We start from the raw sequence: 24,762 nt of genomic DNA on the forward strand, positions 1-24,762 counted from the left end.
GGCGTTCCCAGAACATGCCGTTGGTCCTTCAGGCGCATTGGCCGCCGTGTCCGTGCTGAGGGGAAACCCGGTACATTACATATGATTATGTCGGAAAACGAAACCACTACTGCAGAAGAAACCGCCGTTACCACGCTGGCCCGTTTTGAGGTTCCCAGCCGTCTGGAAAAAATTGAAGATCCGAATGATGCGAATCATCTGACCTTTGTGGCGGAACCGTTTGAAAACGGTTACGGCCATACGCTTGGCAACTCCCTGCGCCGCGTTCTTCTGGGTTCTCTTGAAGGCGCCGCCATTACCTCCGTCCGCATCGCCGGCGCGCAGCATGAATTTTCCTCCCTGCCCGGTGTGGTGGAAGACGTGACGGAAATCGTGCTGAACCTGAAAAAAGTCAAATTCAAGCATAACGGCAAGGAACCGCGCCTGCTCTCTCTGCGCGTGCATAAGCAGGGCGTCGTGACTGCTGCCGATATTGCCGACGATACCGTTTACCAGGTGGTCAATCCCGATCAAATCATTTGCACTCTGGACCAGGACACCATGTTTGAATGCGAATTCCAGGTTCGCGTGGGCCGCGGTTTTTCCACCGGCGATGAAAACAAGGTGCCGGATATGCCCATCGGCGTGATTCCGATCGACTCCATTTTCTCCCCTGTTACCCGCGTGAAGTATTCTGTGCAGAATACCCGTGTGGGACAGATGACTGACTACGACAAGCTGATCCTTGAAGTCTGGACGGACGGCCGCATCGCCCCCGCAGACGCCATGCTCCAGGCTTCCGCCATTCTGCGCCATCACCTGGACGTCTTCGTCAACTATGACGACAAGCAGGTCAACTTTGAAGAAGCTCCTTCCGCCGTCCAGGACGAAGAAACGGCCCGCCTGCGCAAGTTGCTCAACATGAGCGTCAACGAAATCGAGCTTTCCGTGCGCGCCGCCAACTGCCTCAACAATGCCAACATCACGACCGTTGGCCAGCTCGCCATGAAGAGCGAAAGCGAAATGCTCAAGTATCGCAATTTCGGCAAAAAATCCCTCAACGAAATCAAGGACAAATTGCTGGAACTGGGCCTTTCCCTGGGCGTTCAGGTGGATCCCTCCCTGCTTACCGGCCCCGTGCCGCAGGCCAAGCCGCGCCTGGGTCTGGAAGAGGAAAGCCCTGTGGGCCTGGCAGACCTGATTGCCGCCAACATCGAAGACGACGACGACTAAATCTCACAAAACCAACACACATAGAAAAATATCATCATGAGACACGGTGTAAAAACCTCCAAGCTTCAGCGCAACGCTTCCCATCGCAGGGCTCTGCTCGCCAACCAGGCATGCAGCCTTATCCTCAACGGACGCATCACCACCACCCTGGCCAAGGCCAAGGCTCTGCGCCCCTATGTGGAAAAGCTGATTACTCTTGCCAAGCGCGGTGACGTGCATTCCCGCCGCCTGGCCACCGCCACCATTCATAATACGACTGCCGTTAAGCGTCTGTTTGATGAAATCGCGCCTCTCTGCGCGGAGCGCAAGGGCGGCTATACCCGCATCGTCAAGCTGGGTCAGCGTCTGACTGATTCCGCTCTCGTGGCCATGATCGAAATTATCGATCTGCCCCGTGAGGCGGCCGAAAAGGAAGAAGCTCCCGCCACCACGGAAGCCACCGCCTAAGCCGCGCTTCTGGAACGTCCTGTTAATACCCCCGCTCCGGCCTTTGATGAGGCCGGAGCGGTTTTTTATTGGGAATAAGAGAGTTATAGTGATAATATCGCTCTTGCTTCTTTCCTGCCGGAACGTTATAATCCAACTTTAACTATGGACGCAGTATTATTGTTTTCCGGACAAGGTGCCCAAAAAGTAGGCATGGGCAAAGATTTGTATGACCAGTATCCCGCCGCCAAAGCCCTGATTGAACAGGCGGACAAGGCGCTTGGTGAATCCCTTTCCGCCATCATGTTTGAAGGCCCCGGCGAAGAACTGACGCGTACCTGCAACTGCCAGCCCGCCCTCTACGTTCATGGCCTGGCCTGCCTGGCCGTCCTGAAGGAGCTCGTTCCCTCCCTGAATCCCGTGGCAGCCGCCGGCCTTTCCCTGGGGGAATTCACGGCTCATGCCGCTGCCGGGACCTATTCTTTTGAAGAAGGCCTCCGCCTTGTCCAGAAGCGCGGCGCGTTTATGGAGGAAGCATGCAACGCCACGAAAGGCACCATGGCCGCCATGATCGGCGGCACGGATGAAAACGTCATTAAGCTGGCGCAGGAATGTGACGTGGACGTCGCCAATTTCAATTGCCCCGGCCAGACAGTCGTTTCCGGTACGGAGGAAGGGGTGGCCAAGGCTGTAGCAGGGGCGAAGGCCGCCGGCTGCAAGATTGCCAAGAAGCTCAATGTGGCGGGCGCCTACCATTCCCGTTTGATGCACAGCGCGATGGTAAAGCTGGCGGAAGAGCTCAAGAATATTTCCTTCGGTACGCCGTCCATGCCTGTTTACTGCAATTATGAAGCCCGGGTAGTAGAAGGTCCGGATGACATCCGCAGCATGCTGGAACACCAGGTATGCGGATCCGTGCGCTGGACGGCTTCCATGCAGAAGCTGGTGGATCAGGGCCACCGCCTTTTCATTGAACTGGGGCCGGGCAAAACGCTGGCCGGCATGATGGCTCGCATCTGCAAGGAGGCTACGGTCATTTCCATTGAAGACGTGCCCAGTTTGGAAGCCGCTGTTGCGGAGCTGAATAAATAATTTCCCTGAATAAGGGGTGTCAAGCCGCCGGCTCGTTACGGAGCCGGCGGTTTTTTATTGGCGCGTTATGGCGGGGTTTTGCCAAATAAGAAATATCCCATGGAACAGGAGAAATGCCTGTCGCCGTGTCAGCGCTCCTGCTCCTGCGCGGGCATTTCCTTGACGCCACCGGTGAGAAAGGGCATGGACATCAGCATTTTTCCCCATGAAAAACGCAATGGCGGGCACGAACAGAGTTTTCACATAGAAAAAGGTGTGGGGCTTGGATATCCGCCGGGGAAATAGGCCCCACCATTTTGTCTTTGACGCGATAATGGTATCATGAAGCACGCCGGGAAGCCATTCTCCCTGCATTAGGCATGAAAGGAATTCCGTCAAGAAACAAGGCGTTATGGAATAAAAATTCCTGATTTCTAAAGAAGTTCCTTCAGAGAGCGGATGATACTGGTCGCCAGGGAAAAATCCGCCTGCGCCGTCACCCTGTTTGGAACGGAGATGACTGGCATTCCTGCGCGGTATGCGGCTGTAGTGCCGTTCTGGGAGTCTTCCAGCACCAGGCATTCGGCCGGAGATTTGCCCAGGTTTTCCGCGGCTTTCAGGAACAGGGCCGGATCCGGTTTGACGGGGAGGCCGTCGTCGCGGCACACGACGGTTTGAAAACAGGATATGATGCCCAACCTGTTCAGCCAGTCGTCCACCCAGCGGTGGGAAGAGCTGGAGGCCACGCCCATAGGCGTTCCCGCTTCCGCCAGGTTCCGGATGAGTTCTCCGGCGCCGGGCAGGAGGCCGGCGTGTTCCAGATCCCGGACAATTTCCTCCTGGCGGCGGCTGTTGACGGTTTCCCAGTCGAAAGTGCGCCCCGTCAATTTCTCCAGATGTTCTCCGGGGTTCCAGTGGGTGTAGCCGCTGCCCAGGCACTGGTTGAACAAGTCCAGGGGAAGAGGGTGGCCGCAGGACGCGAAAACCCGTTCCCAGGAGGAATAAATGGCATATTCCGTATCCACCAGCAATCCGTCAAAATCAAAAATAACGGCGTGTGCTTGCCGGAGCAGTGCGCGGGCTTTTAGAACGGCTTCCCGGGAACCGGCAAAATGATCAGGAGGGGTCATGGACGGGAGTCTTTTTCAAGCTTCTCAATATTTCCGAGAAGCTTCTGTGGGCCAGCTTGGTTTGAAAAAGGCGGATGGCGATGATGGTGTAAATGATGTTGGGCATCCATGCTCCCAGCCAGGTGGGGAGGTAGCCTGCGGAGGCCAGGGTGGGGAAAAACTCATACAGGAACAGCATGGCTGCCGCCAGGAACAGCGCAATGCCGATGCCGGACATGGCGGAGCGCCTCTGGAACGTGATGGCGGAGGGAATGGCAATAAATGTCAGGATGATGCAGGAAAATATGCGGGCTATCCTGACGTGCCATTCCGTTTGCAGGCTTCTGAGATACCTGGCGTTTGTCGTTCCGGACTTGATGAGTTCCTGGAGAGCCGGAGTTCCCTGTGTATCCACGCGGACGTTGGGAGAGATCAGCTGCCAGGGCGTTTCGGGGTAACGTTCTGTCAGCGTTTGGTATTCCTGCCCGGCAAAAACGGGAACATCATGAAGCTGGCGGGGTTCCTCCTGGGAATAATTTCTTTTGATGGCCTGTCGGAAGGTCCATGTTCTGGAGACCGGATTCCAGGTGGCTTCATCGGCAAACAGCTCGTACTTCATCTTTCCGGGGGCGCTGAACTGTTCCACCCGCACCTGACGGAAAGGATCGCCGGGGGAATCAATTCCGGGAGGATTGCCCAGATACCAGATGCGGGATTCCGCATCATTTTTGTAAATGGAGCTCTGGGAAGCATGGTTGTTTTTGTTCTGGCTCAGGGAGGAGAACATCAGTTTCCTGTACAGGGCGGAGTTGGGCGCCCAGTGAAACCCGAAAATGCCGAAGTAGATGGAGGCAAAGACGGCGCCGATGATGATGGGGGAGTTGATTCGGAGCAGGGACCGTCCGGATTGCAGCATGCCGGTGATTTCTGAGGATGAGGAAAGCTTGGTAAGCGCCCATAGCGTACCTAGGAGAAGGGTATAAGGCAGAATCAGGTTCAGGATCATGGGCAATTGGCTCAGATAGAAGCGAAACGTGCCCGTGAGGGGGGAGTCCAGGTTCATCAGATCGCCCACATTGTCCGCAAAATCTCCGATAATGTAAATCAGCGTCAGGATGGCCGTGCACATGGTGAAAGCCGTGAACCAGGTGCGCGCCACATACTTGTCCAGGATGCTCGAACGGTTGTACAGGAACATCCCCAGCGCGGGGAGAAAGCAACCCAGAAGGATGAGCCAGGGCCGCAGGAGCTGGGAGAGGGGATATTCGGACGGCGTACCGGGAATTTCCCATTGCATCTGGGACCATTCCCGGGGCATCAGGAACCAGGCCGCCGTTCCTCCCAGCGCAAGCAGGAGGAGAAACGCGGACCATTGGCGGAAATGTCGGGCCTGGATTGCCATGAAAAGAGAGGGTAGGGCAAGAATGCCAGATCGGGAGCGGGAAATAAAGCGTTATTTGGCCGCCGGACAGGGATCAGGGGCTGCCGGAAGCGCGTATCCGTGTTTGATGCGTGAATCTCAGTATACGGTTCCGCTTCTTGAGGGACGGAAAGTCATGCGGGAGATGTTCCGCGTGATAGAAGTTGACTGTTGTCAACGTAAACTGGATGAGGTAAAATCTTTCTGACAACTGTTTCCCGGCAACAGTCTTTCCATGTTCAAACGTCTTGTTCAATTGTTTCTTCTGCTTTTTCTGGCTGCTGTGGGCGTTCTGGCGTGGTTTGCGTGGTACGTTTCCACTCCCCTGCTCATTCCCGTGGGAGGGGAGGAACCCGTTTCTTCGCCTGTCGCAGATTCCCTGGTGATGGAACCGGTGGAAGCCGTTTCAGCCGATGGCACGGCTGTTGAAGGTTATCTGGTGCGACCGGGCCGTCCGGAGGCTCTGTCCCCGCGACAGAGCCGTGTGCGGGATACTCTGAAACTGCGCGGGAAAATGCCGCATCTGGAGGCGAAACCGGAGCTGGTTGTGATAGCCTCCTCCTGGAACGAGGGGGTGGAAAGTTCCCTGCCTCTGGCGGAAGGGCTGGCCGGAGCCGGTTATACGAGCCTGATATGGAATCCGCGCGGAAAGAACAATACCCGTAAATTCTGCACGTACGGATTAAGGGAATATGCGGATGTAACGGCGCTTCTGGACGCCGTATCCAGGAAGCAGGGCGGATTGCCCCCCGTGGCCGCCGTGGGGCAGGGATTTGGCGCGGCCGTGCTGCTGAAAGCCGCGTCTGAAGATCCCCGCATCCGCTGCATGGTCAGCATGGACTGTTTTCCTTCCCTGAAAACCGTGGCTGTCCGGGAGATGGAGCAGGATTGGGGCAAGCCTCTGTGCTATGCCGCTTACTGGCTGCTGGATGCCGGGGTGGATTGGCGTGCGGGTTTCAGCACGTTTGACGTGGCCCCCGTGGATGACGCCCTGAAATTGGATTATCCGGTCATGGTGGTTTGTACGAACCAATACTTTTTCTCCACGCTGGAAGATTGCCTGAGCATTTACGATTCCCTGAAGAATGAGAAAAAACAGCTTTATGAATCCATCCGGGAAGGGGAACCGTATGGCACCCGGGAACGGACTTTCCTGCATTCCATTGAAGGAAAGAAGGGGGAAAAATTTGAAAAGGTCTATAAGGTCAACGTTTATGCGGGGGATGACGAGCTGCAGGCTGGCATTGCGGAATGGATTCATGAGAATACGCGCATGCCCATGCCCAGGGTGTTGCCCCATGAGTCTTACAGTGCGCCTGTTACGGGTACCGCTCCTTCCGGTTCATGAACTGTTCCTTTCCTTTTGCCGATGATCCCGTGAGTGCGAACCAGGACAACAACCGAGAACTTCGCGAAAACCGCCGCAGGCGCAGCCGTTTTATTCTGCCCGCGCCGCGACATCTGGCCGCTGTGGCGGTAGGGGCTCTCCTTGCCGCCGTGCTGGTGCATTACCTGGGGTTTATCATTCTGAGCTGGTTTGACCTGGGCATTCATGTGCACAAAGCCCCCGCTGTCCAGGAGGACAGAAAGCCTCTGCCTGAAAAAATAGTTCTGAAGGCGGACGACCGTCCCGCTCCGGATGTGGCGGAAGCCGTTGAAAAACCGGATATCGAGCAACTTGAGGAGATTCCCCCGGAATTGCCGGATTTAGAGGATATGCTTCCGGAACAGGTGGTGATTGCTCCGGGGGAAACCAGCTTTTCCGCGGATCCGGTGAGCCCTTCCCCCCCGGAATCCCTGGCTCCGAAAATGCCGCAGGTGGACATGAAAGCCGTCGCGAAGGGGTTGCCCGAACCTTCCCCGCCTGAGATGCTGAAAGCTTCCGCCAGTCCGGTTACAATCAAGACGGTGGAACCGGACATGGTGAATCCGGATGAATGGTATAACAATAAGCTCAAAGGGGCGGGCGGGCAGGATGATTCCCATTTGCCGGATGGGAGCAAATCTCTTTCCCAGCTCATGGCCCAGTCCTCCTTGGGCAAGGACAGCGGGTACAGCAGGCTGGGAGCGGATCTTCTTTTTGAGTACAACAAGGCGGTGATGAAAAATTCCGCCCGGCTGAGCATGCTTCAGCTTGCGGGGCTGATGATGAAAAATCCGGATACGATTTTCATTGTGGAAGGTCATACGGACAGCTTTGGTTCCGAGGAATATAATGCCGTGCTTTCCCTGATGCGCGCTAATGCCGTCCGCCAATGGCTGAAGGATAACGGCATAGCCCTGACGCGCCCGAATGGTGAATGCAGGTTGTACATACGCGCTTGCGGCGCTTCCCGTCCCGTCGTATCCATCAGGGGGGACCGGGATGCCCAGGCCGCCAACCGGAGGGTGGAAATCCACATGCGCAAGCCGGGAGAGGAAATACCCGCCGGGAGCCTGCCCCTCACGCATGCGGTGGATATGAACACCCCTGTCGCCCGCCAGGTGCGGGCCGGCGCGGGTTCCCGCGCCGGAATCCCCGCTTCCCCGGCGGAAAGGAAAGCGCCTCCCGCCGTGCGGCCATCTCCTGCAGCTCCGGAACGCCGGGAAAATCCTGTGCCGCGGCAGGAAATAATTCCTGAGGCGGAACCCATTCCGGAAACGATTCCTTCGGCAGAGCCTGTGGAAGAACGCATCCCTTCGGCAGAGCCGGTAGAGGATGATATCCCGCTGGCCGAACCCGTCGTGCGTGCGGGGAGCCGCGGCTTAGTGAAGGGAGGGGCCGGACGGAGATGGATTTGATGCGTTTTCTGCCGGTCCGGGCGCTGCCGAAACCCGGACGGCTCCGGTATCTTTTCTCCTTTGATTTTGACGATACTCTGTTCACTCCTGGCGGCCCTGCGGAAGAAAGGAGCATTTTTTTCAGAACCATGCGCGTGCTCCGCGCGCAGTACGGCGTACTCTGGGGTGTTAATACGGGGCGCGACCCTGTTTATCTGAGAGAAGGTCTGGCGGATATGTTCCGGGATAATGCGGAAGCGTTTGCTCCGGATTTTACGGTGACGATGGAACGGAATGTGCACCTGGCGGATGCGGAAGGCAGGCTGATGCCCGGTGTTATGTGGAATGATGCCTGCGCAGTTGCTCATGACGACTTGTTCACCCGTTACGGCGGCGTCCTGGAATCATTGATGAACCAGCTGGAAGGCCGGTTTTCCGGGCTGGGACTCCGCAGGCAGGACAATGACGCCTTTTCCCTGGTGGTGAATGATGCCTGCGGCCTGGATGAAGTTTCCTGCGTTATTCAGAATGCGGTTGGTCCGTATAAGGAAATTGTCACGCAAAGGGCAGGCCCCTACCTGCGTTTCAGCCATCGTGATTACAATAAGGGAACATCCCTTTCCTTTGTTGCCTCCCGGTTCGGCGTTCCGTCCGCCCATATCGCCATTTTCGGCGACGGGCACAATGATCTGGACGCCATGCGGCACTTGCCGGAGGCATTCCGGTGCTGCCCTTCCAATGCGGCGCAGGAAGTGAAGGATATGGTTGCCCGCGGCCATGGGTACATTAGCCCGGAACCGCGCACCCGGGGCGTTCTGGACGGACTGGCGCATGGTGTGTTTCCCTATTTCGGGATGAAGGCGGTGGTTCCGCGGGAGGATATTTGAAAACCGGCTTTCAACATGTTTCTTTCATCAGGGCGCTCCCGGAAGAGGAAGAATCGTATTGACAGGGAATGCCTGCAATGCGGAAATGAGAAAGATTCGTTTCCACTCCCGATTGCATGAACACTCCATCTTTTTCCCGTAGCATTTCCAGAGGTTCCGCCGTAGGCTGGTTTTTAGTGGTGCTGCTGGTTTGCGGCGCCGGCGCCGGATATTATCTTTACCAGGATAACCTGGCAAAAAGAAAAGCAGCCCAGGAATTGACCGCTGAGCGTAAATTAAAGGAGAAGAAGGCCAGGGAAGCCGCGGAAAAACAGCGGATAAAACGGGAACGGGAAATCAGGGAGAGGAAGGAAAAGGAACGGCTGGCGGCCCAGAAGGCTTATGGGGAAGCGCAGGAAGAGAAAGCGCGGCAGGCTGCGGAAGCGGCCCGGAAACATCAGGAGCAGGCCGAACGCGAAGAACGGGAAAAAAAGAGGAGGGAGGAGCTGGAACGGCGCGAACGTGAGGAAGAGGCCCGCAGACAGGAGGAAGATATTCCTGCGGAGGAAGAGCCGGAACCGGAAGGACGTTTTCCTCAACCCGTGAAAAACCGGATGCCGGATGTTTCCGTTTATTCGATTCCTTGCAGGGATGAAATCCAGGCGGAGAAAGATAAGCCGCTGGAAACATGGTCCTGGGACAAGGCGGAGAAAATGGAGGGAATGGAGGAATTTCCCACGGGTTCCTCTCCGTGGGAAAAAGGGAAAGACGCCGGGCGCATGCAGGCGCTTCTGGAAAAATGCAGGGAATGGAAGGACGCCAAGCTTGCCTCGCTGAAGGCGTGCCCGGCGGCGAAGGATTTTCCCGGCGTCCCGGAGGATGGAGCCCAGACGGTCAGGAGGACGGTGGAGATAGATTCCAATATTGGGGGCTGGCATAGTACGGGGCTGTATGCGCCGCCCGGGGCGGAAATTTCGTGTTCCCTGTCCGGCGCTCCCAAAGACGGTTCGATCAGCGTCCGCATAGGATGCCATACGGACAGCCTTCATAAGCTGGATGAATGGAAAAGAGTGCCGGAAATAACCATGCAGGTTTCGGCTGGCCGGGGGCGCGTGAAAATGGTGAATCCGATGGGCGGCCTTGTTTATGTGAATGTAGGCCAGCGTCCCAGACGGGGGAAGGTCTTCAAGGTCCAGATTTCCGGAGCCGTGCCGTCACCCCTGTTCGTAATGGGGAAGACCACTCCGGAACAATGGGCCGAACAACTGGAAAATACCAAGGCTCCGTGGGGGGAAATACGCATGCCCCGGCTTATTGTCACGATGCCCGTGGAACAGCTGAAACAGTGTCCGGAGGTTCAGAAGACGGCGGAGTTTCTGCAAAAAAACATGGCTCTTCAGGACTGGATTATGGGCTGGGATACCAAGCCGGACCGTCTGCATCATCCGATGCGTTTTGTCGTGGACAGGCAGATATCCGCCGGGGCCGGGCATTCCGGTTATCCCGCCATGGCTACGAAGGACTGGACGAATTCCATCGCCGCCGGTTCCATCATCCATTCCGGAAGCTGGGGCTTGTGGCATGAACTGGGGCATAACCATCAATCCCCTCCCTTCACGATGGAAGGCCAGACGGAGGTATCCGTCAACATATTCTCCATGGTGTGTGAAGTGATGGGGACTGGAAAAGACTTTGAATCCTGCTGGGGCGGCGGCATGGGGCCGTACGGCATGAGCGCGGAAATGAAAAAATATTTTTCTGGCACCCAGACTTACAATGAGGCGCCCAACAAGGTGCAGCTCTTCTTCTGGGTGGAGCTGATGTACCATCTGGGATTTGACGCCTTCCGCCAGGTGGCTCTTCAATTCCATGACAAGCCGTACGACAACGGTGAGCTGAGCGATGAAAAGAAATGGGAATGGGTCATGAACGCTTTTTCCAGGGTCACGGGAAAGAACATGGGGCCTTTCTTTAAGGTGTGGCGTACGCCGGTTTCCGAACGCGCCGCAGGCAGGATGAAAGACCTTCCCGTCTGGCTGCCTTCCAGGGATTATCCGGCCTGTTATACCGCAGAGGAATAAGAAGATCCCGGAACAGGGACGTTGCCGCACTCGTTTCTGGACGGTTCCGCCGGCTGGGGCTAGGATGGCGGAGCTGATGAGATGGCTGAATGATTGGCTGGGCTTCTTCAAGCCCCTTCAGGTGCGGAACCTGCAAATATTCTGGTCGGGGCAGGCCTCCGCCTTGATTGGAATGTGGTTGCAGGTGACGGCCATGGGCATTCTTGTGTATGATATTTCCGGCGGCTCCGCCACGGCAGTGGGGCTGTTGGCAGCTTTGAACGCCCTCCCTTTCTTTCTGGGCGGCATGCTGCTGGCCGGGCTGGGGGACCGTTTTGACCGGAGAAAACTTCTCATAGCCGTGCAGTGTGTCCAGTGGCTGGTGGCGGCAGCCCTGTTTTTGTTGACTGTGCTGGATATGCTTCAGTTGTGGCACCTGTACGCCGCCGGGCTGGTGATGGGCGTCAATCAGACGGTGGGTTTTCCCACGCAGCAGGCTTTTGTGGGCGACCTGATACCGCGCCGGCAATTACAGGAGGCCGTGGGCATGTATTCTCTGGTGTTTAATACGTGCCGGGCCATAGGGCCGGCGCTTGCCGGCTACATCATTGCGGAATGGGGCGCCGGAACCGCCTTTGGCGGCAACGTGGCGGCAAGTCTTCCGCTGGTTGGCTGCCTGGTTGCCTTAAAGGGACGCGTAGCGGATACCTCCGCTCCCAGAAAGCAGCGCGGCGCAGGAAGGAAAGCATCCGGCCTCAAGGCGGTGCTTGCCACGCGCAGCCTGCTCTTTATCATGATCAGCGCTCTGATTCAGAATATCTGCGGGCAATCCCTCTATCAGATTGTTCCGGCATTGATGCATGGAAATCCCAGGCATACCGGCCTCATTCTGGGAGCGGTCGGAGCCGGGGCCATGGCGAGCATCCTCTTTGTCCTGCCGTTTGCTCGCAAAAGCGACAGGGTGGGGGCCAAACTTTCCTCAGGTACCCTGTGGATGGGATGCGCGCTGTGCGTGGCCGGCGTCATCCCGGTGGTGGAAGTGCAGGCCCTCTGTTTCTTTTTTGCCGGGCTGGCCACTTCTTCCCTCTTCGTTACTTCTTCATCTGCCGTGCAGCTTTTGTCTCCCCCGGAACGCAAGTCGGCTATTCTGGGGTTGTTCAGCATCGTCACCATCGGAGTGCAGCCGCTGGCGGCCATGGGCTGGGGGGCTGTGGTGGATGCCTGGGGTGTCCAGACGACGATTGTCCTGGCGGGTGGGCTGGAAGCCTTGTTTTCCATTTGGATGTTGAGCGTTCCATTTTGGCGCCATTTCAAATTTTCTCCGGATGATTGTCCGGAGGCGACATAACGCCTTTTCTCCATTTGCGGCAGGGGAGGAAAAACGCTGGTCCGCATTCTGCGGGGAAAGGGGGCGCATGGGAGGCTTTTTCCCGTGGAAATTCCGGAATGCGGCCGGATGAGGGAAGAGGAAGCAGGTTACAGAAACGTCAGGCGCCGGTTGTTAGCTGTCCGTTTTTGCTTCGTGTTCGGAATAGCTGATGCCCAGCATGCAGATATCGTCGGCTTGATTGGTGCAGCCGGTGAATTTGGCTACGCAGGTAAGGGCCTGATGAACGAAATCCTTGGTGCTGTGAGGGGAGGAATTGTTGAAATAGTCAATCAGCCTTTCTACGCCCATTTCTTCCCCATCCTGGTTGGCGGCTTCTGTCAGACCGTCCGTGTACATCAGGATGCGGGACCCCGCCAGAAGCGAAAACTGGGCATTATGGTATGTGGCGTCATCCAGCAGTCCCAGGGCGATTCCTCTGGGCAACGGCATTTTGCGGGCGACCCCGTCCGGACCCAGAATGATGGGATGCGGATGACCGGCTGTGGAGGCTGTCATGACCCCGGTTTCCAGATCCAGGTAAATATAAACGGCGGAGGCGAACATGGTGGTGTTCGCCCGTTGCAGGATTTTGGCGAGCTGGTGGTTGAGGGAAGTAAGGAAAGCCGCCGGATTATCCGCCAGATGGGACAACTGTTCCATCAGGCCGCGGAGCATGGAGGCGATCAGGGCGGCGCGGATGCCGTGGCCCATCACGTCGCAAACGATGGCGCCAACGCCGGAATTGCCTACGGGAAAAGCATCGAACCAGTCCCCTGCAACCCCTTCCGAAGGAGTGAAAATATGGTGAAAATCCGCATGGCGGGTCAGGCCGTGTTCCGTATGGGAGCGGGAGGGAATCTCGTAGGGAAGCAGGGCGAACTGGATTTCCCTGGCCAAATCTATCTCCTTTTCCAGAGTTCTGTTGCGTTCCTCCAGAATGCGGGCCGTTTCCGTGGCCTTGATTTCTGTCTTCACCAGTTTGGTGACATCGCTGGAAATACCCACAATTCCCTTTAGCTCTCCGTTGCGTCCATACCACGGAAACTTGCTGTTCTGGCTCCAGGAATCATCCTTGTGCAGCCATGTTTCATGATGAAGGCGGGCGCGGATGGGGCGTCCGGTAACCATGATGTCTATTTCCTCCTTGCGGGAAATATCGGACATCGTCTGGTCAAAAAAATAATCGTCCGTTCGTCCGGTCAGGTCTGCCGGCGTCGGTACGCCCAGCTTATTGGCTGTGGCGGTATTCGCCAGGACGAAACGTGATTCCCGGTTCTTGAAATAGATGCTGTCGGGAATGTGTTCAATCAGGGTATGAAACAGGTCCCTGTCCTCCGCAGCGCGCAGTTCCGCCGTTTTCCGCCGGGTTATATTAACCCATACGCCCACCAGCATAACGGGCCGGCGCTGCTTGTCCCTGCGGGCGAGGCCGTTGACGCGAACCCAGCTCCAGCTTTTGGAGTTCAGCTTCTTCATCCGGATTTCAATGCGCATGGGCACATGAGTGTGGCCATCCAGGTAACGGCGCACCTCCTGGGAAAAAAAGGCCTGGTCTTCCTCATGTATGGTAAGCTCCGGCTGGGTGAAAATATTGGGAGCTTTCTCCTTGCGGCTGGCCCCCATCATGGTCAGGCAGCGGTCCGTGTAATGGATGACGCCCGTTTTAATATTCCAGATGTAGAATCCTTCTTCCGCCGCCGCCAGGGCCATCTTGATTTTGTCCCAGGTAAAAACTCTCTGGGCGGAATGTCTGTTGCGTGAGGACGGCATTTCAGTTGCCGTTAATCTAACGACAAAACCGCTGTCTTGGCAAGAGGCAAAATAAAGGAATCCTTTCTGAAAGGAGGGCTGGCCGGCAGGTTTTGAGATGAACTCCTATTTTTCTTTTTCCTTTTCCTGGGATTGAAGAAATTGCAGTTCTTTCTTCAAAGCGCTTCCTACGCGGTGCTTTGCCAGATAAACCTGGGCAATCGTGACTCCGAGCTGCCGGCGGACCTTGGCCGCGTCCCACTCCCGCAGGACATAATAGTCAAAAATCTGGAACTGCTTGGGCGACACTTTTGCCTTGACGCGTTCCAGAGCCGCCTGAAGAAGGTTATTCTGCCATTCCCGTTCCCATACCTGGTCAAAATTATTCTTCCCTTCATCCGGGATTTTGTCAATGGGGTGTTCCAACGTGCCCGGGGCATCCGGATTCATCAGCATGGCCGTGTCCTTTTTCCTTTTGCGGAACTGGTCGTTGATGCGCCAGCGGGTCATGTTCCAGAGCCAGAGTTTGAAGGAGCCCTGTTCCGGTTTGTAAATATTTTTCCTACTTTGCTTGGCGATGGAAAGAATGGTTTCCTGTACCACGTCCCAGGCCTCGTCTTCCCTCAATCCGGCCTTGAGGGCGACGGAATAGATAAGGCGCCAATACGTCCGGTAAAATTCATCCCAGGTGCGCTGGTCTTCCCAGTTTTCCAAACGCGCGATCAGGCTTTTCCTGGTATGTTCCGCGTATTGGGAAAGTGTCTGCTCGTCAGGCTGGGATTCGTTATGGGGTTGCAATGGGGACACATTCATGGTTTATCATGAACTACGGATGGAAGTGAAGCGAAAGCCGAGTAATAGGCCGGAAAATTCTGTACGGTCCGGCTTGTTCATTCACTACGTCCGCCATGGAGAAAATCTTTCAGGGAAACGGACATGATCAGGAAAACGTCAAAACGCAGGGGAACCTCCGTCATCGCGGCCCTGGTTGCGTTGTGCGCGGTGGTGGGGTACGGTTTGACGGAGTGGGCTCCGCTGGATAATGAACCGCAGGCGGTTCCCGCCCGCCAGAGGGAAGGGCGGCAGACGGTTCGGGAGAAGGTGGAAATCCCCGACAAGGGGGAGCCCGTTCGTCTGCTGACTATGAACGCCGGCAACTACTTTGTTCCTGAAGACCCCAGGAGAAGCAATTTTCAGGTAAAATACAAACCTGTGGAAGCCCGTGAAGCCGTGGCGGAGCTGGTTCATCAATCGGGGGCGGAAATCGTGGGGCTGTGTGAAATGGGCGGGGAGGCTGCCGTTCGTGACTTGCAAATGCGGCTGAAGAGAAAGGGCGTTCATTTGCCGTACAAAGTTCTTGTCATGCGGGATGGGGAAGACCGTGGTTTGGCTCTTCTTTCCAAATACCGCATCGCGGATAACCGTTCCGTAGCGGACATGCCTGTATCCGGAGAGACGAAACGGAAAAAGACGATGCTGCGGGGCATTCTGGACGCCACGGTCAGCATGCCGGACGGACGGCTGTTCCGCCTGGTGGGCATTCATTTGAAATCGCGCCTCAGCCGTGACGGTTCCGCTGAGGACACGCGGAGAAGGGAAGCCTACGCCCTGCGGGACTACCTGAATGAAGCTCTTGCCTCTCAGGACGGCATGCCTCTGCTTCTGTACGGAGATTTTAATGACGGCCCGTCAGACAGCGCCGTGCAGGTCATCCAGGGACCGGTTAAAACGGAATACCGCCTGAACCGTTTGAAGCCCAGGGATTCCCGCGGGGAGACCTGGACCATTTACTATGAAGACGGAGATACCTACCATTCTTTCGACCATCTTTTCCTGAATAATACTCTGAAGAAGCGCCTCGGCCGCAAGCCCCCCATGGGCATTCTTGACTCTCCCTCCTCCTTCCAGGCCAGCGACCACCGCGGCGTGTGGGTGGAATTGAGGTAGAAAGGGCTTGATGCTTTTCCGCAGGGGAGATGGAGATGAAACGGGGAAAATGAAGGCTCCGGAAAAGGGGGAGAAGGCGCGCTTCATGTCGTTTTGGTCTTATTCGCGTCTTGAAATGCGGGACTTGAGACGGCCGGATGTTTCCCTTTTCCGGAAGGATGGCGGGAGAGGTGATTCCCGGATGACAATTCCTTGCCGGAATTTTGTTGGACAGGAATATATCAGGCATTCCCGTTCCTCAAAAAATGATTGCCGTGTCCGTCTGAAACGGGTAGCATGCCAAAAATCGTTGTTTAATCCTGCATTATCTGTATGAGATATTTTTCCAAGCATTCCGGAATGGCTCTGCGCTGTTCCTTGTCAGGGAGCAAAGGGTTTACCCTGGTGGAACTGATTGTCGTGATCACCATTATGGTGGCCATGATGGCCCTGGCCGCCAGCATGTTAAGAGGTGGGGGCAGGGGGCAGGGCCTTCAGGCCGCCGTTGAAATGGTGGACGGCCTGGTGCAGGAGGCGCGGCTGGATGCCATGGGCAAAGGAACGTGGAGCCGCCTGATTATTGTGAGTACCCCTGATGACGAAGCCCGCAATATGCGCACCCTGGGCGTGATGTCCAAAAATCCGCGCACCGGGAAGTGGCACCTGGTCAACCGTTTGCAGACTCTTCCCGCCGGTTTTTACGTCAGTCCTGCCTACAGCACCCTTCTGGAAGGTTCGAAGAAGGCCAGGGGCGAGAAATCCACGGCCCGCGATTTTGCCAGCCGTGACGGGCAGGATACCGTCAACCTTCCCGGCAACAGAATGACGGATATTTACTTCATTGAATTTGACGAGGAAGGCCGCATGTCCCAGCCGAACGCCCCCACCCGCCTGGTGGTGGTTGCCGGTTCCGCCGGGAACGGCAAGGAGGAGAGGCCAACCCCGATGGTGGACGGCAAACCGGGCCTGGCAGGCGGCATTGTGATTTATCCCAAAGGCAATATCAGCCGTCTGAGGACGACGGAGCAGGTGATACCCAATTAGTTTCCATGATGTAATATCGGATTTTCATTTTATGTTGACCAAGTGTATGAAACAGTCTCGTGCCAAGGGGTTCACCCTGACGGAAGTGGTGCTTGCGATCGGCGTGGTTGCCGTGCTGATCGTCGTGTTCATGGCCATGTTTATTCCTGCCAGAAGGACGGTTCAGTCCGCCCTGACCATTCGCGAAGCGGACCGCATCGTTCACGCCCTGACGGCGGAACTGGGAGAACTCCGCAATTCCGAGCGTGCCGCGTCCAACGCCAGAAAGTCTTCCTCATCCAAATATGTTTCCGCTTTTGACAAGGCGTTTTACTGGATGCAGTTTACGTCCAGACCCGCTACGACCATTCTTGTTTACAATTACAGGGCGGATTTGACCAAAGGAGCCCGCAGGGACGGAACTCCCCAGCCCTGGCTGGAGGAAGGCGGAAGCGTTCCCGGCAAAAATACGGCGGTAGTGACAGGGGTTTGCCTGGCGAACAACAAAGAGCGTTGGGATGATTTCAAGGCCCTTGTGGGTCCCGTCTTCGCCGTGCGCATGACCCAGCTGGTGGTGGAGCGCATGGATTCCAGCTCTTACGGGTATAAACTGGCCCCCAAGTATGGAACGATTTACAATCCTTATAACCGCGGCAAGGTGATTAAGGAACCTTCCCTGTATGTTTATACGCCGGAGAAAGGAGGCGGCCTGAATTTGCCGTGGGGGGCGGAAGTCCTGTACCAGGCGGAGTTCTTCCAGCTGTTGAATACGGATCCCGAACGTTTACAGCATTTGACGTGGGAAAATTTAAAGACTCCCGTGTTTACGCGCAATCTCGCTTTCCGCCGTTAGCGGGCATTATCTGAAGACCTCTGAAAAAACATGAAGACATTTGCCAAAATCAAATCCGGCGCGTTCACCCTGATTGAACTCCTGGCAGCCATGACCATCACTACCGTGCTGGTTCTGGTCATTGTGGCCCTGACTTCCCGCGGGGTGGATATCTGGAGATGGGTGTTGCAGGATGTGCGGACCACGACGCTTGCCCGCACGGCCATGGATACCATGACCAAGGATTTTGAAAGCATGCAGTTCCGGCCCGGGAATCCCTTTGAGTGGATGCTGGTGCAGCGGGACAGCGACTTGGTTGCCCGTGCGGGAAAGACTGCGGTTTCCAGGAAAAAGGGTCGAGCGTCCTCCCTGGATGAAGCCCGCGTGAACCTGATGACCATGGGGCCGGAAGGCGCCAAAGTCACGAATGCCTCTCAGTTGGTTTTCTTTACCACGGCTACAGACCGCAACCCGGCCAAATCCAGCATGGATATGCGTAATGACCGCATCATCGGTGACGTGAATTGCGTGGGGTACAAGCTTCTTTACCGCGATCAGATTCTGGATCAGGACGCTACGGCGGAGTCTGACGGTTTTCCCGTTTATTCCCTGTACCGCAACTTGATCAGTGCGGAAGATACCGTGCGGAACCTTCTGGGGCAGCAGGATCTCTGGTCCGCTTACGAACGGTACCGGCAGGATGAAACCGTCCCTTCCAACTTCCTGGTGGAGAATATTGTGGAAATGACGCTGATTTTTGAAGTGGATTACCAGAAAAAGATCGGCAATTCCGGCAGCAACAAATCGGACAAGGATGCCACGCAAAGAGCATCCGTGCTGGTTCCTGTCATGACTACGGGCGCCAACCGCCTCGGCTCCTGCACCCAGATGGATGTGTATGGCAACCGCCTGGATATCGTAGGCAGCAGCGTGAATATTGATGATTTGAAATCCGGCCGCGTTACTGCCGTGACGATTTCCATGACGGTGGTGACGGATGAAGGCATGGCCCTTGTGGACCAGATCCGACAGAAGAAGCGTCCCGCTCCCTCTCCTGAAGAATTTTTTGAACGTTATACCCGGTCTTTCACCCAGCGGATCGCATTGCCTATGAACCGTTAGGCCTGTATCCGGGAAATTGGGGGAGGACGGAGTGTCCGTTGCCGCCTTTTGCCCAGAGCGTTTCCTGCCATTCATTGTTCTGTAGTTGCAATATGTTGGGGTTTACAAATATCGTCGGTAATTTATCCCCTCTGCCGGAGCTGGTGCTGTGGCGTGATCCTGTCGCCAGAAGCGGGGAGGAAGCCATGGCAGTGGACGAAGCTTTGCTGGAATGGGGCAGGAAACCGGTGCTGAGGGCGTACCGATGGGCGGAACCGACCGTGACTTACGGTTATTTTGATGAGGAAGCCACAGCGCGCGCCATTTTCCCGGGTGAGGAGCTTCATTTTGTCCGCCGCTGGACGGGCGGGGGAATTGTGGATCATCGGCAGGATATTCCCTTTACTCTGGTCATGCACCGCAAGGGAGAACAAGAGCGTCCTTCCAGCGCGGTTCTGTACCGTTGGATTCATGGGGCGCTGGCCCGCGTCCTGAGGGATTGCGGCGTGGAGTGCGTGATGCTGGACGGGGATGCGCCGGATGGAGGCCGGGCCTGTTTTTCCAGCCCCGTAACGAGTGATCTTGTCCTTCCCGGCGGGGAGAAACTGGCTGGCGGTGGCCAGAGAAGAGTCCGCGGAGGCGTTCTTCACCAGGGGAGCATCCAGAATTGTTTTCTTCCTTCCGGATGGGATGAATTGTTGGCCGCCCGTCTGGCGGAGGAACATTCCCTGTGCGTGGACGCGGAACTGTTCCCCGGCATGGATGCCCGCGTGGAGGAACTGCTGGCTTCCAAATACCGTACGGAAGCATGGCGTTCCGGCGTACGGCATGGGCGCCCGTCTCAATCACGGTAATTTCCCTTTTTTCTGATGAACTATCTTCCTGATCCCGGCCGCTACAGCCATGCGGCCTACCGCCGCTGCGGGCGCAGCGGTCTGCTGCTCCCTCCCGTTTCCCTGGGGCTCTGGCACAATTTCGGCGCAGCGGATAATTTTGAAAACGCCCGCCGGCTTATTCACGGCGCGTTTGATGCCGGCATTACGTATTTTGACCTGGCGAATAATTACGGTCCTCCTCCCGGTTCGGCGGAAGAATGCTTTGGCCGTATTTTCATGCAGGATTTGTCCCGTTTCCGGGATGAACTTGTCATTGCTACCAAAGCCGGGCATTTGATGTGGCCCGGCCCGTACGGGGACTGGGGATCCCGCAAACACATGCTTGCCAGCCTGGACCAGTCCCTTTCCCGCATGAAGCTGGAGTATGTGGATATTTTCTACGCGCACCGGCATGATCCGGAAACTCCCCTTGAGGAAACGGCCGGAGCCCTCATTACGGCGGTTCGCTCCGGAAAGGCCCTGTATGCCGGTATTTCCAAGTTCCCGGCGGAACAGGCCAGGCAGATGTGCTCCATGCTCGGGGAGGCCGGCGTTCCGTGCCTGGTGCATCAGGTTCGTTACAATATGTTTAATCGGGAACCGGAAACATCCGTTTTCCAAGCTGTCCGGGAAACGGGTACCGGATGCGTCGCTTTTTCTCCTCTGGCCCAGGGGATGTTGACGGACCGTTATCTGGAGGGTATTCCTGAAGATTCCCGCGCGGCAGGTTCCTCCGTCTTTTTAACAAAGGAACGGGTCCTTCAGCATGGGGATAAGATTCGCCGTCTGGCCGCCCTGGCCAGGAGCCGGGGGCAGAGCCTTGCCCAGATGGCCCTGGCCTGGGTGCTGAAAGATCCCGTAGTGACCACGGCCCTGATTGGCGCCAGCCGTCCCTCTCAAATCAGGGATTGCCTGAAAGCTCTGGATAGCGCGCCGTTTACGCCGGAGGAGCTTTCTCTTATTGACGCAAATGCGGATAGATAGGCGCTGCTTTTCCCGTGGCGCTGGTCTTTCTGCAGGAAGGGGCATTTTCCGTTCCGGACACAGGTTTTTTCTTGGAGTAAAGAAGAGCTGATGCTATGTTTCCACCACTTTAATTTAAAGTGTACTGACAATGATAAGCATCCAGGATTTATTTTGGCTCATCCCATCGGCTTCCGTGCTGGCCCTCATTTTTGCGGGCATCTTTTTTTACCGCATGAAAGCGCAGGATGAGGGGAACGAGGTCATGAAAATGATTGCCAGGCATGTCCGCAGCGGCGCTATGGCCTATCTGCGGCAGCAGTATAAGATTGTCGCCATTTTCTTTGTGCTGATTACCATTGTATTCGCTTTCCTGGCCTATTGCCTGCATATCCAGAATCCATGGGTGCCGTTCGCGTTCATTTCAGGCGGCTTTTTCTCCGGTCTGGCCGGGTACATCGGCATGAAGACGGCTACGTACGCTTCCGGCCGCGTGGCGAATGCCTGCCGCCATTCCCTGGATGCCGGGCTGCAAATCGCTTTCCGCTCGGGCGCCGTGCTCGGCCTGACCGTCGTGGGCCTTGCCATGCTTGATATTGGCGTCTGGTACTGGGTGCTGGATTGGTTTTACGGGGACATGGAGCTTTCCATGCGCCTGGTCGTCATCACTACCACCATGCTGACGTTCGGCATGGGGGCTTCCCTCCAGGCCCTGTTTGCCCGTGTGGGCGGCGGCATTTTCACCAAGGCGGCGGATGTAGGAGCCGACCTGGTAGGGAAGGTGGAGGCCGGCATTCCGGAGGACGACCCCCGCAACCCCGCCACCATTGCGGATAACGTGGGCGATAACGTGGGGGACGTGGCCGGCATGGGGGCGGACCTTTACGAATCTTACTGCGGTTCCATTCTGGCTTCCGCCGCTTTAGGCGCGGCAGCTTACATGGCCGTTCCTGAAATGGCGATCAAGGCCGTCCTTACGCCCATGCTGATCGCCGCCCTCGGCACCATTCTTTCCCTGTTGGGCGTGTACGCGGTGCGCGTGAAGCGCGGCGCTTCCCAGACGGAGCTGATGGCAGCCCTGAACCGCGGCATTAACTTGAGTTCCTTCCTGATTGCCATAGCCTCCGCTTTCCTGCTCCAGCTCATCGGCCTGGATAACTGGGCCGGCATCTGGGGGGCCATCGTCACCGGCCTGGCGGTGGGCATCGTCATCGGCAAGAGCACGGAGCATTACACCTCCCATGATTCCTATCCCTGCCGTAAAATCGCCCACAGCGCGAAGACGGGGCCTGCCACCGTCATTATTTCCGGCATCGGCATTGGCATGATTTCCACCTGCATTCCTGTAATTACTGTCGTCGTGGGAACTGTGCTGGCTTACGGCATGGCTTCCGGGGACTGGCATTTCACCGGGGCTGAAATGAGCAAGGGGCTATATGGCATCGGCATTGCCGCCGTCGGCATGCTTTCCACGCTGGGGCTGACATTGGCGACGGACGCTTACGGCCCCATTTCCGACAACGCCGGGGGTAATGCGGAGATGAGCAAGCTGGACCCGGAAGTGCGCCGCCGCACGGATGCCCTGGATGCCCTGGGCAACACGACAGCCGCCACGGGCAAGGGATTCGCCATCGGTTCCGCCGCGCTGACGGCGTTGGCGCTTCTGGCTTCCTATATTGAAGAATTGAAGATTGCCATCCTTCACTGGAGTGAGGCCACGGGCAATACCATTTACAAAATTAATGATGCCGTAAGCGTGGAGGTTTCCAAAATCGCTACTGCTTCCCTGTCTGATTTCATGGGCTATTTCCAGGTAACCCTGATGAACCCGAAGGTGCTCATGGGGCTCTTCGTGGGGGCCATGATGTCCTTCATGTTCTGCGGACTGACCATGAATGCCGTTGGTCGCGCCGCGGAAAAAATGGTCAAGGAAGTGCGTCGCCAGTTTAAGGAAATCAAGGGAATCCTGACCGGGGAGGCAGAGCCGGATTACGTGCGCTGCGTGGAAATTTCCACGGCGGGTGCGCAGCATGAAATGATCTGGCCGTCCGTGCTGGCGGTCATCACTCCCATCTGCATGGGTATCGTCTTCGGCGTTCCCGGCGTGTTCGGTCTGCTGGCCGGCGGCCTGGCTTCCGGCTTTGTGCTCGCCGTATTCATGGCGAACTCCGGCGGCGCGTGGGACAATGCCAAAAAATATATTGAACAGGGCCATGTGGGCGGCAAAGGCTCGGAAAGCCATAAGGCAGCCGTTATCGGCGATACGGTGGGCGACCCCTTCAAGGATACGTCCGGCCCGTCCCTCAATATCCTGATCAAGCTCATGAGCATGGTGGCCATCGTCACCGCCGGCGTGAACATCGCCGTGACCCTGTTTTAAACAGGAAAATTTTTTTCACGGTTAACGAAGGGAGCCCGCGGGATTGGCGGGCTCCCTTTTTTGGGCTGATAGAGAACTGTCCACTGGCAAGCGGTTTCTTAATGGCCGTTTCTTTCAATGGCTTTTTATTCTGCTGTCTGTGAAAAGGGACAGTATAGTTGAAATAGGGTGGATTAGGGGTTAAATAGCCTGAAAGCCAGCAATGGCGGGGGATGACGAAGATGGAAAGAAGAGACGAGTAGTTGCGATGTGAAATGCCCTCCGAAGAAGGGCTGTTAATATGACGAGGCCAAAGCAAGGCCAAGCCGATTACAGGCGACGAAGTCAAGCATCTTGAAAAATCCTTCATGAAACTGCTTGTTTTCGAATTCCCGGGCCAGTACGGCAAAGTGGAAAAGTTCATTCTGGAAGCCGGATATGCAAAAGAAGACATCCCCGGCCTGATTGACCGCACCGTAGGAAGGGGTAGAGTCATCGTGGCGGAACTGTTTTTCGGCGGGAAGGTGTTGGCATTTCTTTTGGCGGACTTCAGCGGGAGATCCTGTTTTCTTTTGTTTCCGGAAAGGAAGAGATATCGTAAGTTTTTTCTTTCCTTCTGCGTATTCATAACATGCAGATGTTTGCGTATTTTATTGAATCAAGAAGATAAATAACTTATGAATTGGAAAAATCTTTCTGGAATATCTACCTATCTCATGTTGCTGGTATGTAGTACGGGCAGCGGTGCCAAAGAAACTTCTATTGCCGATGACTACAAAAATCCGGCATTACCGCTTGAAGAGAGGGTTGAATCTTTATTAAGTCAGATGACGTTGGAAGAAAAAGTCTTGCAGCTTAGTCAGGGGGTGCTCGGACGGGATTACAATGTCAACAATCTCGTGGAAGGAAATGTTCAGGCTGACCCGCGGATGGGCTCGATGATTTGTGCGCTGGAAGATCCGGAAAAGCGTAACGCCTATCAGAAATTTATTGTGGAAAAGAGCCGATTGGGTATTCCCATGATCTTCGGCTATGATGTGATTCATGGGTATAAGACCATTTTCCCGGTGCCTCTGGCCCAGGCCTGTTCCTGGAATCCGGAATTGGTGCGAGAGTGCTGTGTTGTCGCCGCCAAAGAGAGCAAGGCGTCAGGCATTGACTGGACATTTTCTCCGATGATCGACATCGGCCGCGATCCCCGTTGGGGGCGAGTTGTGGAAGGCTACGGGGAAGATCCTTATGCTACGGGAGTATTTGCCGCCGCTGCCGTCAAGGGGTATCAGGGAGAGACTGTGCCGTACAGAATGGTTGCTTGTTTGAAGCATTTTGTCGGATATGGCGAGTCGGAAGGCGGACGGGATTATTCTTATACGGATATTTCCCGTCAGGCTCTCTGGGAAACATACCTGCCTCCTTATGAAGCCGGCGTCCAAGCCGGAGCCAGGACTTTGATGGGAGCTTTCAATGACATTTGCGGAGTGCCGGCGTCGGCCAATGCCTATATCCTCAAGGAAGTATTACGTAACAAATGGGGGTTCACCGGTTTTGTCGTGTCGGACTGGAGTTCCGTTCCGCCAACTGATGGACCAGGGGTATGCGGCCAATGCGGCCGACTGCGTCAAAAAAGTTCTTGAAGCCGGG

Annotated in this window: 20 protein-coding genes; 16 read left to right on the forward strand and 4 right to left on the reverse strand. The window is 56.2% G+C overall.

What is annotated here, in order from left to right; all coding sequences use genetic code 11:
* The first annotated feature begins 87 nt into the window (after positions 1-87).
* The 3 genes from O4G22_RS07645 (at position 88) to fabD (ending at position 2,730) form a co-directional block, all read left to right on the forward strand.
* Positions 88-1,212, forward strand: coding sequence for a DNA-directed RNA polymerase subunit alpha (locus tag O4G22_RS07645; protein ID WP_094135878.1), 1,125 nt, complete (start codon positions 88-90; stop codon positions 1,210-1,212).
* 36 nt (positions 1,213-1,248) lie between these two features.
* Positions 1,249-1,659, forward strand: a complete 411-nt coding sequence (gene rplQ / locus O4G22_RS07650; protein ID WP_012420542.1) for a 50S ribosomal protein L17 — start codon at positions 1,249-1,251, stop codon at positions 1,657-1,659.
* A 144-nt stretch (positions 1,660-1,803) separates the two neighbouring features.
* Positions 1,804-2,730: an ACP S-malonyltransferase gene (gene fabD, locus O4G22_RS07655; protein WP_094135734.1), complete on the forward strand. Its 927-nt coding sequence runs from the start codon at positions 1,804-1,806 to the stop codon at positions 2,728-2,730.
* A gap of 413 nt (positions 2,731-3,143) precedes the next feature.
* Here fabD and O4G22_RS07660 read toward each other — a convergent pair whose 3' ends face one another.
* Together O4G22_RS07660 and O4G22_RS07665 are read right to left on the reverse strand one after the other, a co-directional pair.
* Complete coding sequence (locus O4G22_RS07660; RefSeq protein WP_297667718.1) at positions 3,144-3,839, reverse strand: HAD family hydrolase; 696 nt, start codon at positions 3,837-3,839, stop codon at positions 3,144-3,146.
* Positions 3,826-5,220 carry an LptF/LptG family permease gene (locus tag O4G22_RS07665; RefSeq protein ID WP_094135740.1) on the reverse strand — a complete coding sequence of 465 codons (1,395 nt, stop codon included), beginning with the start codon at positions 5,218-5,220 and terminating at the stop codon, positions 3,826-3,828. Before O4G22_RS07665 ends, O4G22_RS07660 begins: the two co-directional genes overlap by 14 nt.
* Before the next feature lie 253 nt (positions 5,221-5,473).
* Between O4G22_RS07665 and O4G22_RS07670 the strand changes: the two genes are divergently transcribed.
* From O4G22_RS07670 to O4G22_RS07690, 5 genes are all read left to right on the forward strand, one after another.
* Positions 5,474-6,586, forward strand: a complete 1,113-nt coding sequence (locus O4G22_RS07670) for a hypothetical protein (protein ID WP_295977987.1) — start codon at positions 5,474-5,476, stop codon at positions 6,584-6,586.
* Entirely contained in the window at positions 6,583-8,019 is a 1,437-nt protein-coding gene (locus tag O4G22_RS07675; RefSeq protein ID WP_306701440.1) for an OmpA family protein, read from the forward strand. The genes O4G22_RS07670 and O4G22_RS07675 overlap by 4 nt, the downstream gene beginning before the upstream one ends.
* A 128-nt stretch (positions 8,020-8,147) precedes the next feature.
* Positions 8,148-8,885 (forward strand): HAD family hydrolase, encoded by a 738-nt coding sequence (locus O4G22_RS07680; protein ID WP_179218320.1) that lies wholly within the window; start codon positions 8,148-8,150, stop codon positions 8,883-8,885.
* Between the two features lie 116 nt (positions 8,886-9,001).
* Positions 9,002-10,945, forward strand: a complete 1,944-nt coding sequence (locus tag O4G22_RS07685) for a M60 family metallopeptidase (RefSeq protein ID WP_306701441.1) — start codon at positions 9,002-9,004, stop codon at positions 10,943-10,945.
* Positions 10,946-11,021: 76 nt separating this feature from the next.
* The gene (locus tag O4G22_RS07690) at positions 11,022-12,272 is read left to right on the forward strand and encodes an MFS transporter (RefSeq protein WP_179218321.1); all 1,251 of its coding nucleotides are present in this window, start codon (positions 11,022-11,024) and stop codon (positions 12,270-12,272) included.
* 153 nt (positions 12,273-12,425) lie between these two features.
* Here O4G22_RS07690 and O4G22_RS07695 read toward each other — a convergent pair whose 3' ends face one another.
* Together O4G22_RS07695 and O4G22_RS07700 are read right to left on the reverse strand one after the other, a co-directional pair.
* The gene (locus tag O4G22_RS07695; RefSeq protein ID WP_094135753.1) at positions 12,426-14,063 is read right to left on the reverse strand and encodes a SpoIIE family protein phosphatase; all 1,638 of its coding nucleotides are present in this window, start codon (positions 14,061-14,063) and stop codon (positions 12,426-12,428) included.
* A gap of 105 nt (positions 14,064-14,168) precedes the next feature.
* Entirely contained in the window at positions 14,169-14,855 is a 687-nt protein-coding gene (locus tag O4G22_RS07700) for an RNA polymerase sigma factor (protein ID WP_022197496.1), read from the reverse strand.
* Between the two features lie 123 nt (positions 14,856-14,978).
* Between O4G22_RS07700 and O4G22_RS07705 the strand changes: the two genes are divergently transcribed.
* The 8 genes from O4G22_RS07705 (at position 14,979) to O4G22_RS07740 (ending at position 24,755) form a co-directional block, all read left to right on the forward strand.
* Positions 14,979-15,989: an endonuclease/exonuclease/phosphatase family protein gene (locus tag O4G22_RS07705; RefSeq protein ID WP_306701442.1), complete on the forward strand. Its 1,011-nt coding sequence runs from the start codon at positions 14,979-14,981 to the stop codon at positions 15,987-15,989.
* Positions 15,990-16,301: 312 nt separating this feature from the next.
* The gene (locus tag O4G22_RS07710) at positions 16,302-17,012 is read left to right on the forward strand and encodes a prepilin-type N-terminal cleavage/methylation domain-containing protein (RefSeq protein WP_295978002.1); all 711 of its coding nucleotides are present in this window, start codon (positions 16,302-16,304) and stop codon (positions 17,010-17,012) included.
* Positions 17,013-17,058: 46 nt separating this feature from the next.
* Positions 17,059-17,844 (forward strand): type IV pilus modification PilV family protein, encoded by a 786-nt coding sequence (locus tag O4G22_RS07715; RefSeq protein ID WP_179218322.1) that lies wholly within the window; start codon positions 17,059-17,061, stop codon positions 17,842-17,844.
* Positions 17,845-17,874: 30 nt separating this feature from the next.
* A complete protein-coding gene (locus tag O4G22_RS07720) occupies positions 17,875-18,945 on the forward strand; it encodes a PulJ/GspJ family protein (RefSeq protein WP_094135769.1) in 1,071 nt (356 codons plus the stop codon).
* Positions 18,946-19,037: 92 nt separating this feature from the next.
* On the forward strand, positions 19,038-19,778 hold the full coding sequence (locus O4G22_RS07725) for a lipoyl protein ligase domain-containing protein (protein WP_306701443.1): 741 nt from the start codon (positions 19,038-19,040) through the stop codon (positions 19,776-19,778).
* A 15-nt stretch (positions 19,779-19,793) separates the two neighbouring features.
* Positions 19,794-20,783, forward strand: coding sequence for an aldo/keto reductase (locus O4G22_RS07730; RefSeq protein ID WP_306701444.1), 990 nt, complete (start codon positions 19,794-19,796; stop codon positions 20,781-20,783).
* A gap of 130 nt (positions 20,784-20,913) precedes the next feature.
* A complete protein-coding gene (locus O4G22_RS07735; protein ID WP_179218323.1) occupies positions 20,914-23,142 on the forward strand; it encodes a sodium-translocating pyrophosphatase in 2,229 nt (742 codons plus the stop codon).
* 656 nt (positions 23,143-23,798) lie between these two features.
* Positions 23,799-24,755, forward strand: a complete 957-nt coding sequence (locus tag O4G22_RS07740; RefSeq protein WP_306701445.1) for a glycoside hydrolase family 3 protein — start codon at positions 23,799-23,801, stop codon at positions 24,753-24,755.
* Positions 24,756-24,762 lie beyond the last annotated feature (7 nt).

Origin of the sequence: Akkermansia muciniphila (genome assembly GCF_030848305.1) — a bacterium.
Taxonomy (GTDB): Bacteria; Verrucomicrobiota; Verrucomicrobiia; order Verrucomicrobiales; family Akkermansiaceae; genus Akkermansia; species Akkermansia muciniphila_A.

Coding starts and splice junctions, on each gene's coding strand:
- O4G22_RS07645 (WP_094135878.1), top strand. CDS start 88: ATGTCGGAAAACGAAACCACTACTGCAGAAGAAACCGCCGTTACCACG.
- rplQ (WP_012420542.1), top strand. CDS start 1,249: ATGAGACACGGTGTAAAAACCTCCAAGCTTCAGCGCAACGCTTCCCAT.
- fabD (WP_094135734.1), top strand. CDS start 1,804: ATGGACGCAGTATTATTGTTTTCCGGACAAGGTGCCCAAAAAGTAGGC.
- O4G22_RS07660 (WP_297667718.1), bottom strand. CDS start 3,839: ATGACCCCTCCTGATCATTTTGCCGGTTCCCGGGAAGCCGTTCTAAAA.
- O4G22_RS07665 (WP_094135740.1), bottom strand. CDS start 5,220: ATGGCAATCCAGGCCCGACATTTCCGCCAATGGTCCGCGTTTCTCCTC.
- O4G22_RS07670 (WP_295977987.1), top strand. CDS start 5,474: ATGTTCAAACGTCTTGTTCAATTGTTTCTTCTGCTTTTTCTGGCTGCT.
- O4G22_RS07675 (WP_306701440.1), top strand. CDS start 6,583: ATGAACTGTTCCTTTCCTTTTGCCGATGATCCCGTGAGTGCGAACCAG.
- O4G22_RS07680 (WP_179218320.1), top strand. CDS start 8,148: ATGCGCGTGCTCCGCGCGCAGTACGGCGTACTCTGGGGTGTTAATACG.
- O4G22_RS07685 (WP_306701441.1), top strand. CDS start 9,002: ATGAACACTCCATCTTTTTCCCGTAGCATTTCCAGAGGTTCCGCCGTA.
- O4G22_RS07690 (WP_179218321.1), top strand. CDS start 11,022: ATGAGATGGCTGAATGATTGGCTGGGCTTCTTCAAGCCCCTTCAGGTG.
- O4G22_RS07695 (WP_094135753.1), bottom strand. CDS start 14,063: ATGCCGTCCTCACGCAACAGACATTCCGCCCAGAGAGTTTTTACCTGG.
- O4G22_RS07700 (WP_022197496.1), bottom strand. CDS start 14,855: ATGAATGTGTCCCCATTGCAACCCCATAACGAATCCCAGCCTGACGAG.
- O4G22_RS07705 (WP_306701442.1), top strand. CDS start 14,979: ATGATCAGGAAAACGTCAAAACGCAGGGGAACCTCCGTCATCGCGGCC.
- O4G22_RS07710 (WP_295978002.1), top strand. CDS start 16,302: ATGAGATATTTTTCCAAGCATTCCGGAATGGCTCTGCGCTGTTCCTTG.
- O4G22_RS07715 (WP_179218322.1), top strand. CDS start 17,059: ATGAAACAGTCTCGTGCCAAGGGGTTCACCCTGACGGAAGTGGTGCTT.
- O4G22_RS07720 (WP_094135769.1), top strand. CDS start 17,875: ATGAAGACATTTGCCAAAATCAAATCCGGCGCGTTCACCCTGATTGAA.
- O4G22_RS07725 (WP_306701443.1), top strand. CDS start 19,038: ATGTTGGGGTTTACAAATATCGTCGGTAATTTATCCCCTCTGCCGGAG.
- O4G22_RS07730 (WP_306701444.1), top strand. CDS start 19,794: ATGAACTATCTTCCTGATCCCGGCCGCTACAGCCATGCGGCCTACCGC.
- O4G22_RS07735 (WP_179218323.1), top strand. CDS start 20,914: ATGATAAGCATCCAGGATTTATTTTGGCTCATCCCATCGGCTTCCGTG.
- O4G22_RS07740 (WP_306701445.1), top strand. CDS start 23,799: ATGAATTGGAAAAATCTTTCTGGAATATCTACCTATCTCATGTTGCTG.